The 17,194-nt window shown below is 58.9% G+C and carries 12 protein-coding genes; 10 read left to right on the top strand and 2 right to left on the bottom strand.

What is annotated here, in order from left to right:
- Positions 1-174 precede the first annotated feature (174 nt).
- Entirely contained in the window at positions 175-1,740 is a 1,566-nt protein-coding gene (locus FHS27_RS29275) for an aldehyde dehydrogenase (NADP(+)) (protein WP_246421264.1), read from the bottom strand.
- 154 nt (positions 1,741-1,894) lie between these two features.
- Here FHS27_RS29275 and acnA point away from each other — a divergent pair, with 154 nt between their 5' ends.
- Entirely contained in the window at positions 1,895-4,600 is a 2,706-nt protein-coding gene (gene acnA / locus FHS27_RS29270; protein WP_184309735.1) for an aconitate hydratase AcnA, read from the top strand.
- 30 nt (positions 4,601-4,630) lie between these two features.
- On the opposite strand, the gene FHS27_RS29265 is transcribed toward acnA, so the two are convergent.
- Complete coding sequence (locus FHS27_RS29265) at positions 4,631-4,807, bottom strand: hypothetical protein (RefSeq protein ID WP_184309733.1); 177 nt, start codon at positions 4,805-4,807, stop codon at positions 4,631-4,633.
- A gap of 154 nt (positions 4,808-4,961) precedes the next feature.
- Here FHS27_RS29265 and FHS27_RS29260 point away from each other — a divergent pair, with 154 nt between their 5' ends.
- The 9 genes from FHS27_RS29260 to ftsH all read left to right on the top strand — a co-directional run bounded on the left by FHS27_RS29260 (position 4,962) and on the right by ftsH (position 17,189).
- On the top strand, positions 4,962-6,341 hold the full coding sequence (locus FHS27_RS29260; protein ID WP_184309731.1) for a radical SAM protein: 1,380 nt from the start codon (positions 4,962-4,964) through the stop codon (positions 6,339-6,341).
- A gap of 513 nt (positions 6,342-6,854) precedes the next feature.
- Entirely contained in the window at positions 6,855-7,442 is a 588-nt protein-coding gene (gene hisB, locus FHS27_RS29255) for an imidazoleglycerol-phosphate dehydratase HisB (protein ID WP_184309729.1), read from the top strand.
- Positions 7,443-7,491: 49 nt separating this feature from the next.
- Positions 7,492-8,814 carry a PQQ-binding-like beta-propeller repeat protein gene (locus FHS27_RS29250; protein ID WP_184309727.1) on the top strand — a complete coding sequence of 441 codons (1,323 nt, stop codon included), beginning with the start codon at positions 7,492-7,494 and terminating at the stop codon, positions 8,812-8,814.
- A gap of 434 nt (positions 8,815-9,248) precedes the next feature.
- Positions 9,249-9,737, top strand: coding sequence for a Fe-S cluster assembly sulfur transfer protein SufU (gene sufU / locus FHS27_RS29245; RefSeq protein WP_184309725.1), 489 nt, complete (start codon positions 9,249-9,251; stop codon positions 9,735-9,737).
- Positions 9,734-11,014 carry an aminotransferase class V-fold PLP-dependent enzyme gene (locus FHS27_RS29240; RefSeq protein ID WP_184309723.1) on the top strand — a complete coding sequence of 427 codons (1,281 nt, stop codon included), beginning with the start codon at positions 9,734-9,736 and terminating at the stop codon, positions 11,012-11,014. The genes sufU and FHS27_RS29240 overlap by 4 nt, the downstream gene beginning before the upstream one ends.
- Entirely contained in the window at positions 11,011-12,450 is a 1,440-nt protein-coding gene (gene xseA, locus FHS27_RS29235; RefSeq protein WP_184309721.1) for an exodeoxyribonuclease VII large subunit, read from the top strand. The genes FHS27_RS29240 and xseA overlap by 4 nt, the downstream gene beginning before the upstream one ends.
- On the top strand, positions 12,447-13,463 hold the full coding sequence (locus FHS27_RS29230) for a DMT family transporter (protein ID WP_184309720.1): 1,017 nt from the start codon (positions 12,447-12,449) through the stop codon (positions 13,461-13,463). The genes xseA and FHS27_RS29230 overlap by 4 nt, the downstream gene beginning before the upstream one ends.
- Before the next feature lie 231 nt (positions 13,464-13,694).
- A complete protein-coding gene (locus FHS27_RS29225) occupies positions 13,695-15,056 on the top strand; it encodes an outer membrane protein assembly factor BamB family protein (RefSeq protein WP_184309718.1) in 1,362 nt (453 codons plus the stop codon).
- Positions 15,057-15,170: 114 nt separating this feature from the next.
- Positions 15,171-17,189 carry an ATP-dependent zinc metalloprotease FtsH gene (ftsH, locus tag FHS27_RS29220; RefSeq protein ID WP_184309716.1) on the top strand — a complete coding sequence of 673 codons (2,019 nt, stop codon included), beginning with the start codon at positions 15,171-15,173 and terminating at the stop codon, positions 17,187-17,189.
- The last annotated feature ends 5 nt before the right edge of the window (positions 17,190-17,194 follow it).

Here is a 17,194-nt window from a genome sequence, read left to right as displayed (position 1 = left end):
AATACAACCCCCCAAGGCCTGAAGGGCCGACACAACTCTGGCATGACACCCAGGAGTGCAGGCAATTGTGTCGGCCCTCCGGGCCTTGGGTTGGGAAGTGGAAATCAGATACCGGGGGTTATCACCCCCGGCAATCGTTGTATCGGCCCTCCGGGCCTGTCTAACCATCAACCATCACCACCCACCAATCTGCTCTTCCGGCCAATTTTGATAACACACTGGGCGGACGAATCTTTGCAGGCTGGCGTAGCCGACTGAGGTGCTGTTTCCGTCCAGGCTTGCGGGGTAGGGGCCTCCGTGTTGGGTGGCGGGGCCGATTTCCATTCCTGTTGGCCAACCGTTGTAGACGATTCGACCGGCGAACCGTTCTGCGATCGGTAGCCAGTGCTGAGTGAAAGCATCATCATCGCTGCCCCGGTGCAGCGACGTGGTGAGAGATCCGTGGAACTGCTTCGCGACCGCCAGCATTTCTTCCTTGTCGCGGCACTGTACCAACAACGACACCGGGCCAAACGTTTCACTGTGCAGCAAACCGCTCCGGTGCACCTCGTGGTTCTCCATGGCGGTCGACGCATCGACGGCGTACCAGTGAGGCCCGCGATGCCATGGACCGAACGATCGCTCACTCTCATCACAGACGACTTCCTCGTACAGCGTTTGAGCTCCAATAACGGATCGGTAATCTTCGGTTCCACGATCGAACGCTTCGGCCACGCCACCGTTCAAAAGGGGCAGGGGTGTTTGTTGAGCCATGACGCTGACCACTTGTTCTACAAACCGATCGCACGCGTCTTTTGGCACGACGAGAACGCCAGGCTTGGTACACATGTGTCCGTTACCGAACCGCAACGACTCGGCGAAACCATTTGCGATACTCTCGCACCGTTCATCCAAAGCCGATGCGGTGATGAATACCGGATTGGTCGAACCTAACTCCGCGAAAATCGGGATCGGCCGTTCGCGGCGGAGAATCGCTTCGGCGAGAGCCCTGCCGCCCACGGGACTGCCGGTGAAGCCGACTGCGGCGATCGCGGGATGCTGCACCAACGCAACGGAGGTTTCGGGCCGCCGACCGTGCAACAACGCAAACGTGCCCGCGGGGAACCCGAGTCGCTCGACCGTTTCGCAAACAACTCGGCCGAGAATCTCGCAGGTTCCTGGATGGGACGGGTGCGATTTAACGATCACCGGACATCCCACGGCGATCGCGGCAACAAAATCATTGCCGACCACTGAGATCGCCAGCGGGAAATTGCATGCCCCGAACACCGCAACCGGACCGACCGGAACCAATCGTCGCCGCATCTCTGGTCGCGGCACGATCACGCCCGGGGCCAATTCGCGTTTCGGATCAGCCGCGGCAATTTGTCGCTGGTCCCAATAGCGTTCCCGCGTCAGTTTCGCGAACACCCGCAACTGCCCAGTGGCCCGCCGGAATTCACCAACCACTCGCTCAGGCAAATACCCCGTTTCGGTAACGCATCGCTGCACGATTTCGCTTTGCCGAGCCTCCATCGCATCGGCAACCTGTTCTAGCAACTCGGCTCGCCGGGCGGGCTCGGATCGGGCCAGCCATTCGCGGGCGTCCGCCGCTTCGGTCGCGGCCCGATCGATTTCGGCCTCGGTGGCTTCGACGAAACCGGGTTCGATCGGCTGCGCAGTGGCGGCATCGAACGCGTAAAACATATCCTTTGCCGCGGTGCCGACCTCATTCCGGTCAGGTTGGGGGCAATCTGTCATCTTTAACTCCTGGATAGTGGAAAACCAGAATCGCGAAACCGTCGGGCCGAAGACAATCTGTCACGACATTGTTAAACTCTCGTTCTCAAGGCGGACTCTAAGGCAGGCATTATCGCCGACGCCATCATTGCAATTCGACGAAGGAAACCAACCAGTGACTGCGGATTTATTCGGTGCACGCGATCAGTTCGAAACCGGCTCGGGCAAAGCTGCCCTGTATCGTCTTGAGGCGTTGCAGAAGCAAGGATTCGGGCAAATCGACCGTTTGCCGTTCTCGATACGCGTTCTGCTGGAAGCCGTGTTGCGTAATTGCGACGATTTTCAGATTTCACAAGACGATGTGAAAAACCTCGCCGGTTGGCAAGCCACCGCAGTGGCGCCGCACGAAGTCCCGTTCAAACCTTACCGTGTCGTTCTGCAAGATTTCACGGGCGTTCCCGCAGTCGTGGACCTCGCCGCGATGCGATCGGCGATGGAACGTATCGGCGGTGACCCCAGCAAAATCAACCCGTTGATTCCCGTCGATCTGGTGATTGACCACTCTGTCCAAGTCGACTTTTTTGGCAGCGAAGGTGCACTGGTTCGCAACGTCGAAATGGAATTCCAACGTAACCAAGAACGTTACGAATTCCTGCGATGGGGACAACAAGCATTCGATAACTTTACCGTCGTCCCACCCAACGTCGGCATCGTTCACCAAGTCAACCTGGAATACTTGGCACGCGTCGTCGCGATCACCAATGACGACAAAGGCCCCGTCGCCGTTCCCGATACCCTCGTCGGAACCGACTCGCACACGACAATGATCAACGGCCTCGGCGTTCTGGGCTGGGGCGTCGGCGGAATCGAAGCCGAAGCCAACATGCTCGGGCAACCCTTGTACATGTTGATGCCCGAAGTCATTGGGTTCGAATTGACGGGCGAAATCCCCGCCGGCGCGACCGCGACCGACATGGTTCTGCGAGTCGTCGAGATCCTTCGCAACGAAGGCGTCGTGGGCAAATTCGTCGAATTCTTCGGAACCGGCATGAACGCCATGAGCGTCGCCGACCGGGCAACGATCGCCAACATGGCTCCCGAGTACGGTGCAACGATGGGCTTCTTCCCCGTCGACAACGTGACGCTGCAATACATGCGTCAAACCGGACGGACCAAAGAGAACGTCGATCTCGTCGAGCGATATTGCAAAGAACAAGGCTTGTTCCGCGTCGACGACGGCCCCAAACTCAACTACACCAAAACACTGTCACTCGATCTGTCGACGGTCGAACCGAGCCTCGCGGGGCCGAAACGCCCGCAAGACCGGATCACACTCGCGGACATGAAGGGCGAGTTCAACAAGTCGCTGACTGCTCCTGTGGGCAAGTCCGGATTCGGGCTGCCTCCGGAAGCCCTCACGCGAGTCGGCAAGGTTTCCGACAACGGCCACAGCAGCGAAATCACGCACGGTGCGGTCGTGATCGCAGCAATCACCTCGTGCACGAACACGTCAAACCCGTCCGTCATGATCGGTGCCGGACTCGTTGCCAAACGTGCAGCCGAACGCGGCCTGACGGTTGCCTCGCACGTGAAGACTTCACTTGCACCGGGCTCTCGCGTCGTCACCGACTACCTGAACCGTGCCGGCCTTACCGAATCACTCGACAAACTCGGCTTCAACACCGTCGGCTACGGTTGCACGACCTGCATCGGAAACTCCGGCCCATTGCCTGAAGCGGTCGCCAAAGCGATCAAGGAAGGCGACTTGGTTGCCTCCGCCGTGCTCAGCGGAAACCGGAACTTCGAAGGCCGCGTCAATCCGCTGACCAAAGCCAACTATCTCGCCAGCCCTCCGTTGGTGGTCGCTTACGCTCTCGCAGGCACGACCGACATCGACTTGGTCAACGATCCGATCGGCCAAGACAGCGAAGGCAAAGACGTTTATCTGAAAGAAATCTGGCCGACCGCTGAAGAGATCCGTGAAACGATCACCGAATGCATCAAGCCGGAAATGTTCACCGACGAATACGAAGCCGCGGTGAAGGGCAACGAACTGTGGAACGCGATCGATGTCGCGGGCGGTGCGTTGTACCCATGGGACGAAAAGAGCACGTACATTCACCACCCACCGTTCCTCGATGCTGTTACCGGCGACGCCGTTCCCGACATCGGCCCGATCAAGGGAGCACGCGTGCTCGCGTTGTTGAACGATTCGGTCACCACCGACCATATCTCGCCTGCCGGTGCGATCGCGACGGACGGACCTGCCGGACGTTACCTCCAAGAAAACGGTGTCGAAGTTCGCGAGTTCAACTCGTTCGGTTCACGTCGTGGTAACGATCGCGTCATGGTTCGCGGTACGTTCGCAAACATCCGCATCCGCAACCAACTGGCCTCCGGCACCGAAGGCGGCGTGACTCGCTACCTTCCGACGGATGAGGTGATGAGCATCTACGACGCGTCGATGAAGTACCAAGCCGAAGGCGTGCCATTGGTCGTCCTCGCGGGCACCGAATACGGCACCGGCAGCAGTCGTGACTGGGCGGCCAAAGGCACAATGATGCTGGGCGTCAAAGCAGTCATCGCAGCGAGCTTCGAACGAATCCACCGCAGTAACTTGGTCGGCATGGGCGTGCTCCCGCTCGAATTCGCCGACGGTGCCACATGGGAATCGCTCGGACTCAGTGGCGAGGAAACGTTCGACATCGTCGACCTATCCAATGATCTCAAACCTCGTTCGCTGATCACCGTCACCGCAACCGACCCCCACGGCAAGAAGACCGAGTTCCCTTGCCGCGTCCGCATCGACACCCCCGTCGAGTTGCAGTACTACCAAAACGGCGGGATCCTCCCCACCGTCCTGCGAAACCTCCGCGGCTAGCCAACCCCTGCGGCTAAACACCCCCAGTGGCTAAACCAAGCCCGCGACGCAAACATCGCCCTCGGCCCCCGAAGCCCAGGGCGATTGCCCGCCAATTCGCAGCACCACGTGGCCGTACGCTGCGTGGTCGGTGGAGCGGAAATCCTGCTTTTTAGGTTCGGTGATTTCTTGCGGTTGTTGGTGAATGGTGTTGGAGCGTTCGGGCACTCTGGGTCGCGATGAATTGACGCAGGTCGATTGGCGATACTGGTGTGCTGGCGAGCGTTTGTTTTCGGTATCTTGAGTGAGCCTTTTGTCCGCTCCGATACTTTGGTGACGACGACTCACGATCGCGTTTCCGGGAAGACAACGTTCGCCAATCATGTCCGACACCTCTCTTGTCGATCTGCCATCCATTCGCGATTGGATCGCGGCTTCCGACGACCATTCCGATCATCACCTCCGACTGATTCAACAGGTCGAGTCGCTGCTAAGCGATGGTTGCGAATTGCCGACGGACGAAAGCCGTCTGCTTGCCTCGAAGCTCGAACGTTGGCGATATCAACGCTTCAACGAATGCGGCGACTCGCGACAGAGCATGGACGAGACGCTGATCGATCAACTCGATCTGTGGTTGAACCAACTGCGTGGAACAAACCCTCGTTGCCTTCGTAGCGCCAGACACGCAGTCAAACCACAGGCCACAGACGACTCGTTCTCCGAATGGTTCGATCCGGATCGAGAAACGGAGTCGCTGCAAGCGATGGCAACTCGGCTCACGCAAGAACACTTTTCGATCTCGACTCCGGAAACGGGCGCCGGCAGTGGTCAACGCCGGATGCTTCTTTACGCGCCGCTGTATGTATCGAGTCACTGCGTTAACCACTGCACGTATTGTGGGTTTCAGTATCCGTTAAAAATCGATCGCATTCACCTTGATCGCGACGAAGTCCTTCAACAATCACGCATCCTTCGCCAGCGTGGCTTTCGACATCAACTGATCGTGGCAGGCGATTTCCCGCGGCTAACGTCGACGGAGTATTTCTGCGATTTAATCGCGATGCTGCGACAGGAAAATCTCGAACTCAGCATTGAGATCGCCTCGCAATCAACGGACTCCTACGCCGCCATGAAAAAGGCTGGCGTCACGGGCCTGACGCTGTACCAAGAAACGTACGACGAGTCCGTCTACCGTAGCCTCCATTTGAAAGGCCCCAAGGCGTCGTATCACTGGCGTCTCGAAGCCCCCGATCGCGCGGCCGAAGCGGGCATTGGTCGCATCGGACTCGGCGTCCTACTCGGCCTTGCCGATCCCGAAGAGGACGTTCGCGCGATGTTGCGACACGCGAGCTATCTCAAGGACCGTTTTCCTCAATTGAAATTGGCGTTCAGTCTGCCGCGAATTCGCCACGCTCCCGACGGATACGAGATCCCTTTCGTGATCGAGGATGAATTGCTGATTCGAATGTATTGCATCTGCCGGCTCGCTTTCCCCGACAGCGAACTGATTCTGTCGACACGCGAACCGGCGGAACTGCGGGATCGGCTGAAACAGATTTGCATCACTCAAATGAGTGCGGGCAGCTCGACGACGCCCGGCGGATACCGCGAAACGAACGACGAAGAAGGCATCACGGATCAGTCGCTGGGCGAACAATTCCCCATCGTCGACCAGCGCCCCGTCGAAACAATCGCCGCCGGGCTCCAAGAGGACGGTTTCGACGTGCAATGGACGTTCGCCCAACCAGGCTCAAACGGGTAAACGAGCATTTTCTGCGAGGATGTCGCCAAGCTTCAAAAGCCTGAGATCCTGGCGAATCCGGCGACTGTTGCCTGACGCGCCGACATTTGAAATGCTCTCGCCGACCGGCCGCCGCAACAGTCTCACTGAAACGGTTGCCCCAGACGTCGCCCCCGATGTCGCCCCAGACGTCGCCTTGCTGCAAAGAGACAGCACGCGACGATCGATTCTCGCTGCCACAGCAATCTCCGGCGATGCGTGAGACCTCGCATTGGAGTGGGATTCTGCGTTAGAATCTCGGCGTTTTATTTTGGTGCCGCGGAACCCCCGTCGCCACCGACGCCCCCGGTCGTCCGGCCCCGCCGGTTGCCAAATCGCTAAATCTTCGCGAATTGGCTTCGAAATCGCGGCTCTCGCATTGATAATGCCGGAAACCGATCGAAACGCGGCCGATCGATCCCGGTCGTGAACATTTCGCCACGACCGCGTCTCCTTCTTGCCTCTCAATCTCCCATCTCTCAACGATCCAGCCTGATGCCACGCACCGCCACGGTCGACCGCCAAACCGGCGAAACGCAAATCAAACTCTCCGTGAACCTCGACGGCACCGGCGGAGGCACGCGAAGCAGCGGCATTGGTTTCCTCGACCACATGCTCGATTTGTTTGCCAAACATTCCCTGATCGATTTGGACGTCGACGCGACGGGTGACTTGCACGTCGATGATCACCACACCGCCGAAGACATCGGAATTGCATTGGGGACAGCCATCGATAAAGCGTTGGGCGACCGCGCGGGCGTGTTCCGCTATGGCCACTTCACGTTGCCAATGGACGAATGCCTGGTCACGTCGGCGGTAGACATGGGCGGACGATACGCGTTTGAATACCACGCCCCGATTGCCGCCCACAAAATCGGGACCTTCGACAGTGAACTCGTCGAACACTTTTGGCAATCGTTCGCCGCCAACGCGAACTGCAACCTGCACGTTGTGCTCCATCACGGACGCAACGCTCACCACATTTCCGAATGCGTTTTCAAATCGACGGCCCGTGCGATCCGCATGGCGATCGAAAGCGACCCACGCAGCGACGCGATTCCGAGCACGAAAGGCGTCCTGTAATCCTGCCCACCTCCCGCCGTTCGTCCCTCCAATCCCACCTACGAGTTTGATGCCGATGCCTACCTCCGTACTTTCGATTGTTCCTCGGTTGTTTTCCATCGGCTGCGCCGCTTGCGTTGTCGTGTTGACGCTCGCACCCTGCCACGCGGATCCGACCGATTGGCCGCAGTGGCGTGGGCCTCAGCGTGACGGACATGCGGCACCTCAAATGCTCGCTCAGTCATGGGAACAAAAGGCCCCACGATTGAAATGGGAAGCCGACAATGTCGGCATCGGTTACAGCAGCATGTCGATCGTCGACGGTCGCTTGTACACGATGGGCGCGGACGAAAAGAATTGCTTCACCGCGTGCTATGAATCCAACAGCGGCAAACGCGTTTGGAAAACGAACATCGCACGCGCAGGCGTCGGTGGCGACTACAACCGAGGTTGGGGCGGCGGCCCACGCAGCACCCCAACCGTCGATGGCGATCAAGTCTTCGTGTTGTCCGACATTGGTGTCGTCGCGGCGCTGACGCGAGACACAGGCGACTTGATTTGGAAAGTCGATCTGGTCGCCGACCTGGGCGGCGGAATCCCGAAATGGGGTTACAGCGAATCGGTATTGATCGACGGCGAACGGGTTGTCGTGACCGCCGGCGGCAGCAAATTCATGGTCGCGTTGGATCGCCAAACGGGCGAACTGATTTGGAATTCGGAAGGCACCGACGCGAAGGCACATTACGTCTCGACGATGAAGGGTTCATTCGCGGGAACGCCATACTACGTGACCGCCGCGGAGATCGGTGTGGTGGCTTTCGATTGCCAGACGGGCAAGAAGCTTTTTGAAAACGCACTCTCAGGCAACGGCACTGCCACCATCCCGACGCCGTTGCTGATCGGCAGCGACCGGATCTATCACACCAGTGCGTATGGTGCCGGAAACGTGTTACTGAAACTGACCGGCGGCAGTGATGCGATTAACGCCGAAGTGGTTTACCTCGAGACCGGCAAGTCGATGGAAAATCATCATGGCGGCGTCGTTTTGGTTGACGGCGTGATCTACGGTTTCACCAAAGCAAACGGTGGCAACTGGATGGCACAAGACCTCGCGACGGGCGAGACGTTGTGGCAAGAAAAAATCCGCGGCAACAAGAGCGGCTCGATCGCCTACGCCGACGGACGGCTGTACTGTTACAACGACGGTGACGGCAGCGTGATTTTGGTGCAACCCGAACGCAACGAGTGGAAACCGGCCGGACAAATCAAACTGCCCCACGAAACCGAACTGCCCCGCGACCGCGGTGCGATTTGGGCCCACCCCGTGATCGCCAACCAAACGCTCTTTATCCGAGACCAAGACCTGATGTTCGCTTTCGACATTTCGCGTTAGCGAAACCCCGTTCGCGGTTCCGTGGCGGCGATTGAAATCGCGGGCGAATGCGAAAAATCGGCTTTGATTCGCCGGTCGCAGGCAACACGCCGCGAACGTTGGACTCCGGCGGCCCTCGATTTCGGCAGCCGCGGCGACTCATGATTTCGCCCCCAGCGATGCAGTGCCGGGCGATTTCGCTAACCGTCGCAGCCGGAATTGCCGGCGTGTTGAAGGCCTGGCGTCTCCGACCGGCCCGCCCGGTTGGCTTTGGAGGCGTTCCTTTTTTTGACAACTCGCGTAGAGTGAAAGGAGAGACCGAGTTTTCGCAGCGTCGTTATTACGGTCACGAAATCGCTCGTTTTTCTCAGCCGTTCGGACTTTCTCGGTCAATCCCACGACTCCACAACAGACATCCACCCAACCTTCTCTTTCAGCCCCACTTTTTAAAGCCAATGCCTAGCCCGCAGGACAATCCTAACGATCAGGATATTTACCAAGAGCACGTTTTGGATCACTACGAGGATCCGTACAACCGTGGCCCGTTGGCGACCGCGACGCACGCCCACGACGGCAAAAACCCGCTGTGCGGTGACAAAATCCACATCGATCTGCGTCTCGATGCCGACGGACGTGTCGCCGAAGCATGGTTCGAGGGCGACGGGTGCGTGATCAGCCAAGCGTCCGCCTCGATGCTGCTCGAAGCGATCGAGGGCAAAACGATTGAGGAAGTCGAAAATTTTTCCGCCGAAAAAATGCTCGAACTTTTCGGCCCACGACTGACGCCCAACCGCCAAAAATGCTGCCTGCTGAGTTGGAAGGTGGTGCAGGGTGCGCTCAAACGCCCGGTCGGTACCGAGGCCGACCCCAGCGTCACCGAAAACGACGATGAACTCGATACGAAGACTTCGTTCGGCGGCCCTTCGCTCGAGGAAGAGCAATGAGCCTGCTGGACACCGATAAAATCCGCCGCGACTTTCCCGTTCTCCAACGGAACGTCACCGGCGGCCATCCGCTGATCTACCTCGACAACGCTGCGTCCACGCAACGACCTCGAGCGGTGATCGAGGCGATGGATGAATGCTATCTGCAGTATTACAGCAACGTGCATCGAGGCATCCACACGCTCAGCGAAGAGTCCACACGTGCGTACGAAGCGGCACGGGAGACCACGCGAGAATTCTTGAACGCCGCGTCCGCTCGTGAAATCATTTTCGCCGCCGGAACCACTGCGGCGATCAATACCGTTGCCCGGTCATGGGGCGACGCGAACGTCTCGTCGGATGACGTGATCTTGTTGTTGATCAGCGAACACCACGCGAACATTGTGCCCTGGCATCAACTCGCGGCGCGAACGGGATGCCGAGTCGAGTTCATTCCGATCGACGAGAACTTTGAAATCAGTGACGAAACCGTCGCCGAGTATCTCGATCGACTGCAACCAAAAATGTTCGCCTTCGCCGCCGCGTCCAACACGCTCGGCAGCGAGTATCCCGTGCAACGCTGGACGTCGATGGCGCGTCAACACGGTGCGACGGTGCTGATCGATGCAGCGCAAGCGGCACCGCACCAACAAATTGATGTGCAAGCCTGGGATGCGGACTTCGTCGTGTTCAGCGGTCACAAAGTTTGTGGCCCCACCGGTATCGGCGTGCTCTACGGCAAAGAAGCGATGCTCGACGCGATGCCCGCGTTCTTGGGTGGCGGCGGGATGATCCTCAACGTCACGACGGAGGGATTCACGACTCACGAACTGCCCGAGAAATTCGAAGCCGGAACGCCACCAATCGTCGAAGCCATCGGGCTCGCCGCGGCACTGAAATACTTGACCGCGATCGGGATGGAAAACATTCACGCCCACGAACGTGTCCTCGGCGAACGCGCCGACGCGGGACTGCGTGCGATCGACGGCGTGCGAGTGATCGGACCGACCGCGGACAAAAAAGGGGGCATCAATAGTTTTGTGATCGAAGGCGTTCACGCTCATGACGTTTCCCAATTCCTCGACGGCCGTGGCGTTGCGGTACGGGCCGGACATCACTGCACGATGCCGCTGCACCAATCGCTCGGCGTGACGGCAACGGCGCGAGCGAGCTGCTATTTGTACAACACGACCGACGAGGTGGATCAATTGCTCGTCGCGGTCGCGGACGTGCGAGCGAAATTTGCCCGATCGGGACGGCGCCGCCGAACACGTCGTCCGGTCGAGCCGAGCGCATGACGGCAGACCAGCAACAACTTCCCTTCGACTTCGGCGGTGGAGATGACGGACCGTCTGACGAGAACGCGGAACGCAAATCGGCGTCAAAGAACGCTGCGCCGGTAAAGAAAGCCGCGAGAAAGAAACGCACGGCCGCGCCGAAAACGTCGGTTGAAAAATCGCTGGCCGCGGACAAAACGGCCACGGAAAAAACGGTCGCCGAAAGAACGGCTGCGACTAAAACGCCCGCAAAGAAAAAGACCGCCGCCTCCGCCGAAGAGGCCCTCAGCATCAGCGAAGTGACGTTGCGGATTAAACGGGCCGTCGAGTCGTCGTTGTCGAGCATGTGGGTGGCGGGCGAAATCACCGACATCGCGCGACCACGCAGCGGCCACCTCTACTTCACGCTGAAAGACGATCGCTCGCAGCTTCGCGGCGTGATGTGGCGGAGCGTCGCCGAACGTCTGCCCTTCGATCTCGATGACGGGCAAAGTGTCTTGTGTTTCGGCGACATCGAAGTCTACGCCGCACGCGGCACGGTACAGATGGTCGTCAAGAAATGCCAACCGCAAGGCATGGGCGCGTTGCAATTGGCGCTCGCACAACTGCAAGCCAAACTCGAATCGGAAGGCCTGTTCGCGCTCGAACGCAAACGCCCGCTGCCGCGCGTCCCACGAAAAATCGCGATCGTTACCAGCCCCACGGGAGCGGCGATTCGTGACTTCTTGCAAGCAGCCGCGTCGCGTCATGCGGGGGTCGAAATCGTGCTGATCCCGTCGAGCGTTCAGGGGCCAGGCAGTGTCGAGATGTTGGTCGAGGGAATCGCGGCCGCTCATCAACTCGATCCGCTGCCAGATGTCTTGATCGTTTCTCGTGGAGGCGGTTCGCTCGAGGACCTTTGGTCGTTCAACGAAGAACGTTTCGTACGCGCATTGGCACGATCACGCATCCCGACGGTCTCCGCAGTCGGCCATGAAATTGACGTCACGCTGTCCGACCTTGTCGCCGACGTTCGTGCATTGACGCCGACCGACGCGGCCATCCAAGTCTTGCCGGATCGCGAGGTTTTAGTCGACGTGCTCGACGCACTCGATGGTGTGATGCGGCGGTCATTGTTTCGGCGAATCGAATCGTCGCGGCAACGTTTGGACTGGATCGAGTCACGTCCGATCTTTCGCAACCCGTTCGAGATCGTCCTCAATCGCAGCAGGATGGTTGACGACCTCGATGAGCGAGCGCGGTCGGTGATGCGCCGGCGATTAGAACAGAACCAGAGCCGGATGCGTCAACTCGCGGCGGCGGTCTCGGCCCTCTCGCCGCTGAGCGTTCTTTCGCGCGGATACAGTGTGACGCAAACCAATGACGGAACCGTCGTTCGATCGGTCGATGACGTTCAATCCGGACAAACCTTACAGAGCCGCGTTGCCGACGGTGTCATCGAGTCGACGGTGCAATGATTGAATCCCTCGCCACTGACGCAAAAGTACTGCCGGGTTGGCCCGAACGCATGTACGGCTCGATCGTCCGCCCGGGCATCGGTCTCGGCGTGGTATGCGGATTGATCTCCGCGGTGTTCTACACGCTGGCAAACATCTCGCTGCGACAATCGGTGGCCGCCGATCCGTTTCTCGTGGCGGCCTTCAAAGCGATCCCCACGGTCATCTGCCTGACCCCTTTTCTCGTCGCGTTGAAAATGGGTGGGCAACCGATCGCCAAGAGCGGTCATCTCGTCCCGCGATTTATCCTGATCAGTTTGCTCGGCCAGGTCGGCGGCAACGCGTCCTTTCAAGTCGCACTCGGCATGATCGGGTTGGCCGCCGCGGTCCCGATCACACTCGGTGCGTTGTTAATCGGCAGCGCGATCGTCGGCCGGGTCTTGCTCGGCGAAACCGTCAGCCGCCGGACGGCAATCGCGATGGCGATTTTGATGGTCGCCGTCGTGATTCTTTCGCAAGCCGGACATCCCGATCCGGACGCGTCGAGCCTCGTCGCGAGTGAACGTGCCGACAGTCTTGCGGTCCAGCGATGGGTTGGTGCCGCATTCGCTGTTTTTTCAGGACTGTGTTTCGCGGTGTTCAGTTCCACGATGCGATTCAACATGCAAAATGGAATGCAAGCCGCGACCGCGATGTGGATCAGCGGCGCGGTGGGATCGTTGGCTTTGTTCGCGTTGGTGGCTCTGCGTGGCGGTTTCGCCGATATCACTGAACTGCCCGCGTCGCTGTGGTGGTCAATGGGAGCCGCGGGAGTGTTTAACTTTCTGGCTTTTATCGCGATCACAACGGCAATGAAAGTGCTCCCAATCGTCGCGGTCCACCTACTCAACGCGTCCCAGGTCGCGATGGCCGCCGGGGCGGGAGTGATTCTGTTTGCGGAACCGGTCACGTCAACGCTTCTGATCGGGATCGCGTTAACGATGGTGGGATTGTTGGTGCTCGCCCGCCGACGGCCCAACGCGCAGCCCGGCTAGACACATCCGGGCACAGCGTTCATGGCGTGATGCCAACGACACAATGTCAATGGCGCGACGTCAACGAGCAGGGGACCAGACCGACAAATGTATCGGTCAGTGTGGCGGTCGCTTATAAAAATTCGATTCATCGGCCATCCACAAACACTTGCTACTGGCGAGTTATCAGTCCTTGCCCCACAATGGTCTTTTCGCCTGTCGCACATGTCTTCCGTTGAAAGAGGAACGAAAATGTTTACGGTGCCCGTCCGATCGATGAACGCATGCTTAGTCGCCTGTTCTTTGTTAACAGCGAACGTTTGCGTTGCCAATGAAGCGACGACCGCGTCAGCATCAGGTGCGATTAGCGCGAACTCACAACCCAACACCGTTTGGCCACAGTGGCGTGGCCCGTCACAGCAAGGCGTGTCGCCGGACACCGATTTACCAGTGAAATGGACGGAAGAATCCGCCACTCGCGTCGCCATCCCGGGCTCCGGTGGCAGCACCCCCGTCGTCGTCGGCGAGACGGCGTTTTTGACCAGCGGTGTTGAAGGCAAAAACGTCCTTTTCGCGGTCGACGTCAAAGAACCACGCATCATCTGGCAAGTCCCGATGGGCTCCGACCGTGGCAACAAACACCGCAAGGGCAGCGGCAGTAACCCGTCGCCGGTGACCGACGGCGAACACGTCGTCGCGTATTTCCGCAGCGGTGATTTGGCGTGCGTGAATTTGACCGGCGAAGTCCTCTGGAGTCACAACCTGCAAGACAAATTCGGCGAAGACTCGCTGTGGTGGGATTTGGGATCGTCGCCTCTGCTCGTCGGTTCGATGGTGGTCGTTCCCGTGATGCAGACGGGGCCCAGCTATCTGGTCGCGTTCGACATCGCCACCGGTGAGATGAAATGGAAAGCGGACCGCATGACGGATGCTCCCGAAGAAGCGGCTCAGAGCTACACGACTCCGCTCGCCGTCGAGATCAACGGGGAACCCGCGATCGCGGTAATGGGCGCCGATCACCTGACGATCAACAACGCGTCCGACGGCAAGGAGATCGGGCGTCTCGGTGGATTCAATCCCGAACAGCAAAAGTTCTTTCGGTCGATCTCATCACCGGTCGCGGCCGGCAACCTGATCTTCTGCCCCTATTCGCGAGGCGCGACCCTGACGGCCGTCGACATGACACAACTCGTGGCGGGCAAAGGCAAAGATTCGATCGTCTGGTTCCGCGACGACCTCGGCAGCGACGTGCCAACGCCCGCGATCCGCGACGGCGTTCTGTACGTCGTTTCGGACGCCAAGCAGGACAAGGGAACGGTTTACGCGTTGAACGCCCAATCGGGCGAAACGCTATGGACCGTCAAACTGCCGCGAACACGCCAAAGTTTCAGCAGCTCGCCGCTGATCTCGGGCGACCGCCTCTACGTGACCGGAGAAAACGCGAGCACATCGGTAATCTCCCCACTCGGGGGACCGGACGCCTCCGACGAACCGTCGATCGTGGCCACCAATGAGGTCGCGGACGACGAAGAATACACCGTCGCCAGCCCCGTCTCGCTGGGCGACGCTTTGGGACTGCGTACAAAAAACTTTTTGTACGTAATCGGGAACTAAAAAGACTCGGTTGGTCGTCATTTCGAATTCCCGGTACACTCCTTGCTACACTCCCGCAGCGAATGCCAAAACGGCTCGTTTTTCATAGAGCCTAAGACACGATAGGAAAACAATATGGCCAAGGACTCCGAGTCCCCCTCGAAAGAACCGACTGACCAGGATGGTGGTCGACGCGGCGGCAATCCGATCATGATTGCCCTCGTGATTGCCGCACTTGCTGCAATTTTGTTCGCCAACCGCCCAGACGACCGCTCACAGATTTCCGCTAGTTTCTTCCAAGAACAGTTGGAAAAGAGGAACGTTGAGTCGGTTCAAATCGGCGATTTGGAGGTGACGGGGAAATTCAAGGTTCGGCCAGATAAGCCGTTTCCCAAAGAAAAAAACATCGACGAGGACACGAAGGTCGAGCAATATTCGAAAGAATTTGTTTTCACCCGTCCCGCCGGTAACGAATACGCCAACGCTCTAGAAAAACGTCTCAAAGAGCAGGGCGTCGAAGACTACGAATTCCAAAAGCCGGATTCGACCGCCGCAATCATGCAAATTCTGCTGATGCTGGTCCTGCCGTTGGGGATTCTGTTCCTAATCTTCACGATGATCCGCCGCAGCCGCAACGAAATGATGGGCGGAGGCGGATTCCTGTCGGGGTTCAGCAAGAGTCCTGCGAAACGTTTTGAGGCGACCGACAAAGTCATCACGTTTGACGACGTCGCCGGTCTCCAGGGCGTCAAAGCCGACCTGGAAGAAATCGTCGATTACCTCAAAACGCCCGATAAGTTCTCGCGGCTCGGTGGCCAAGTGCCCAAGGGTGTGCTGCTCAACGGACCTCCGGGAACGGGGAAAACGTTGCTCGCTCGCGCTGTCGCTGGTGAAGCGGAAGTGCCGTTTTACAGCGTCAACGGGAGTGAATTCATTCAGATGTTCGTCGGCGTCGGTGCCAGCCGCGTGCGAGATTTGTTCAAAACCGCGAAAGAGCATTCGCCGTCGATCATTTTCATCGATGAAATTGACGCCGTCGGTCGCCAACGCGGTGCCGGTCTCGGTGGTGGACACGACGAACGCGAACAAACACTCAACCAAATCCTCGGCGAGATGGACGGATTCAGCGGCTCGCACGCTGTGATCGTGATCGCCGCGACGAACCGTCCAGACGTTCTCGACCCCGCTCTGCTGCGTCCTGGGCGCTTCGACCGCCACGTCACAGTCGGACGGCCGACGATGAAGGGCCGCGAAGAGATCTTCAAGGTTCACGTTCGCGACGTGCCGTTGGCAGACGACGTCGATCTCAAACGACTCGCTGCCGGTACGGTCGGCCTGACCGGTGCGGACATCCGCAACATGGTCAATGAAGCGGCTCTCTGGGCGGCTCGCCAAGACAAGAAGGTCGTCGAAATGATCGACTTCGATTTCGCACGCGACAAGATCCTGATGGGTGCGAAACGCGAAGAAGTCCTTCAAGAAGACGAGAAGGAAAAAACCGCGTACCACGAGGCCGGGCACACGCTCACAGCGTGGCACCTCGAAGGATCGCACATCGTCCACAAGGTCACGATCATCCCTCGTGGACGTGCCCTCGGCGTGACGCAGTACGTCCCCAACGAGGATCGTCTCAGCATGAGCAAGAAGGAACTCGATCACCAGCTGATCGTGTTACTCGGCGGCCGTGCGGCAGAAAAGATCATCTACAACGAAACCTGCGTCGGCGCCGAAAACGACCTCGAACGGGCGACCAGCATCGCGCGTCGAATGGTCACGCATTGGGGCATGAGTCCGAAGATCGGTCCGGTCAGTTACAAGACCAGCGACGAAGATCCGTTCCTCGGTCGCGAGATTCACCAACAACGTCAATTCAGCGAACACACCCAAGAGTTGATTGACGAAGAGGTGGCACGCATTCTTCTCGAAGCCGATCAAAAGGCGGAACAGTTGCTGCGTGAGCATCGTGACGAACTCGAGAAGATCACCCGCGGCCTGCTCGAACGCGAGGAACTCAGCGAGAACGAATTGACCGAGCTGATCGGCCCGTCGATTCACAAACGCAAAGGCGACCGGGATGGCAAGATCGAACAGATCATGGCTCCCGAAGGTGCCGCCGAGCGCAGCTCCGGTTCCACCGTCCCAACCGAAGATTAATCTCG

It is taken from the genome of Aporhodopirellula rubra (genome assembly GCF_014192335.1).
Taxonomy (GTDB): Bacteria; Planctomycetota; Planctomycetia; order Pirellulales; family Pirellulaceae; genus Rhodopirellula; species Rhodopirellula rubra.
Note: the sequence above shows the minus strand (reverse complement) of the source record. Positions and strands in the feature narration are given on the sequence as shown.

What these genes read in the sequence shown, in the direction of transcription:
- hisB (WP_184309729.1), top strand. Translation starts at nt 6,855, where the DNA reads ATGCCACGCACCGCCACGGTCGACCGCCAAACCGGCGAAACGCAAATC.
- FHS27_RS29250 (WP_184309727.1), top strand. Translation starts at nt 7,492, where the DNA reads ATGCCGATGCCTACCTCCGTACTTTCGATTGTTCCTCGGTTGTTTTCC.
- sufU (WP_184309725.1), top strand. Translation starts at nt 9,249, where the DNA reads ATGCCTAGCCCGCAGGACAATCCTAACGATCAGGATATTTACCAAGAG.
- FHS27_RS29260 (WP_184309731.1), top strand. Translation starts at nt 4,962, where the DNA reads ATGTCCGACACCTCTCTTGTCGATCTGCCATCCATTCGCGATTGGATC.
- FHS27_RS29230 (WP_184309720.1), top strand. Translation starts at nt 12,447, where the DNA reads ATGATTGAATCCCTCGCCACTGACGCAAAAGTACTGCCGGGTTGGCCC.
- FHS27_RS29225 (WP_184309718.1), top strand. Translation starts at nt 13,695, where the DNA reads ATGTTTACGGTGCCCGTCCGATCGATGAACGCATGCTTAGTCGCCTGT.
- FHS27_RS29275 (WP_246421264.1), bottom strand. Translation starts at nt 1,740, where the DNA reads ATGACAGATTGCCCCCAACCTGACCGGAATGAGGTCGGCACCGCGGCA.
- xseA (WP_184309721.1), top strand. Translation starts at nt 11,011, where the DNA reads ATGACGGCAGACCAGCAACAACTTCCCTTCGACTTCGGCGGTGGAGAT.
- ftsH (WP_184309716.1), top strand. Translation starts at nt 15,171, where the DNA reads ATGGCCAAGGACTCCGAGTCCCCCTCGAAAGAACCGACTGACCAGGAT.
- FHS27_RS29240 (WP_184309723.1), top strand. Translation starts at nt 9,734, where the DNA reads ATGAGCCTGCTGGACACCGATAAAATCCGCCGCGACTTTCCCGTTCTC.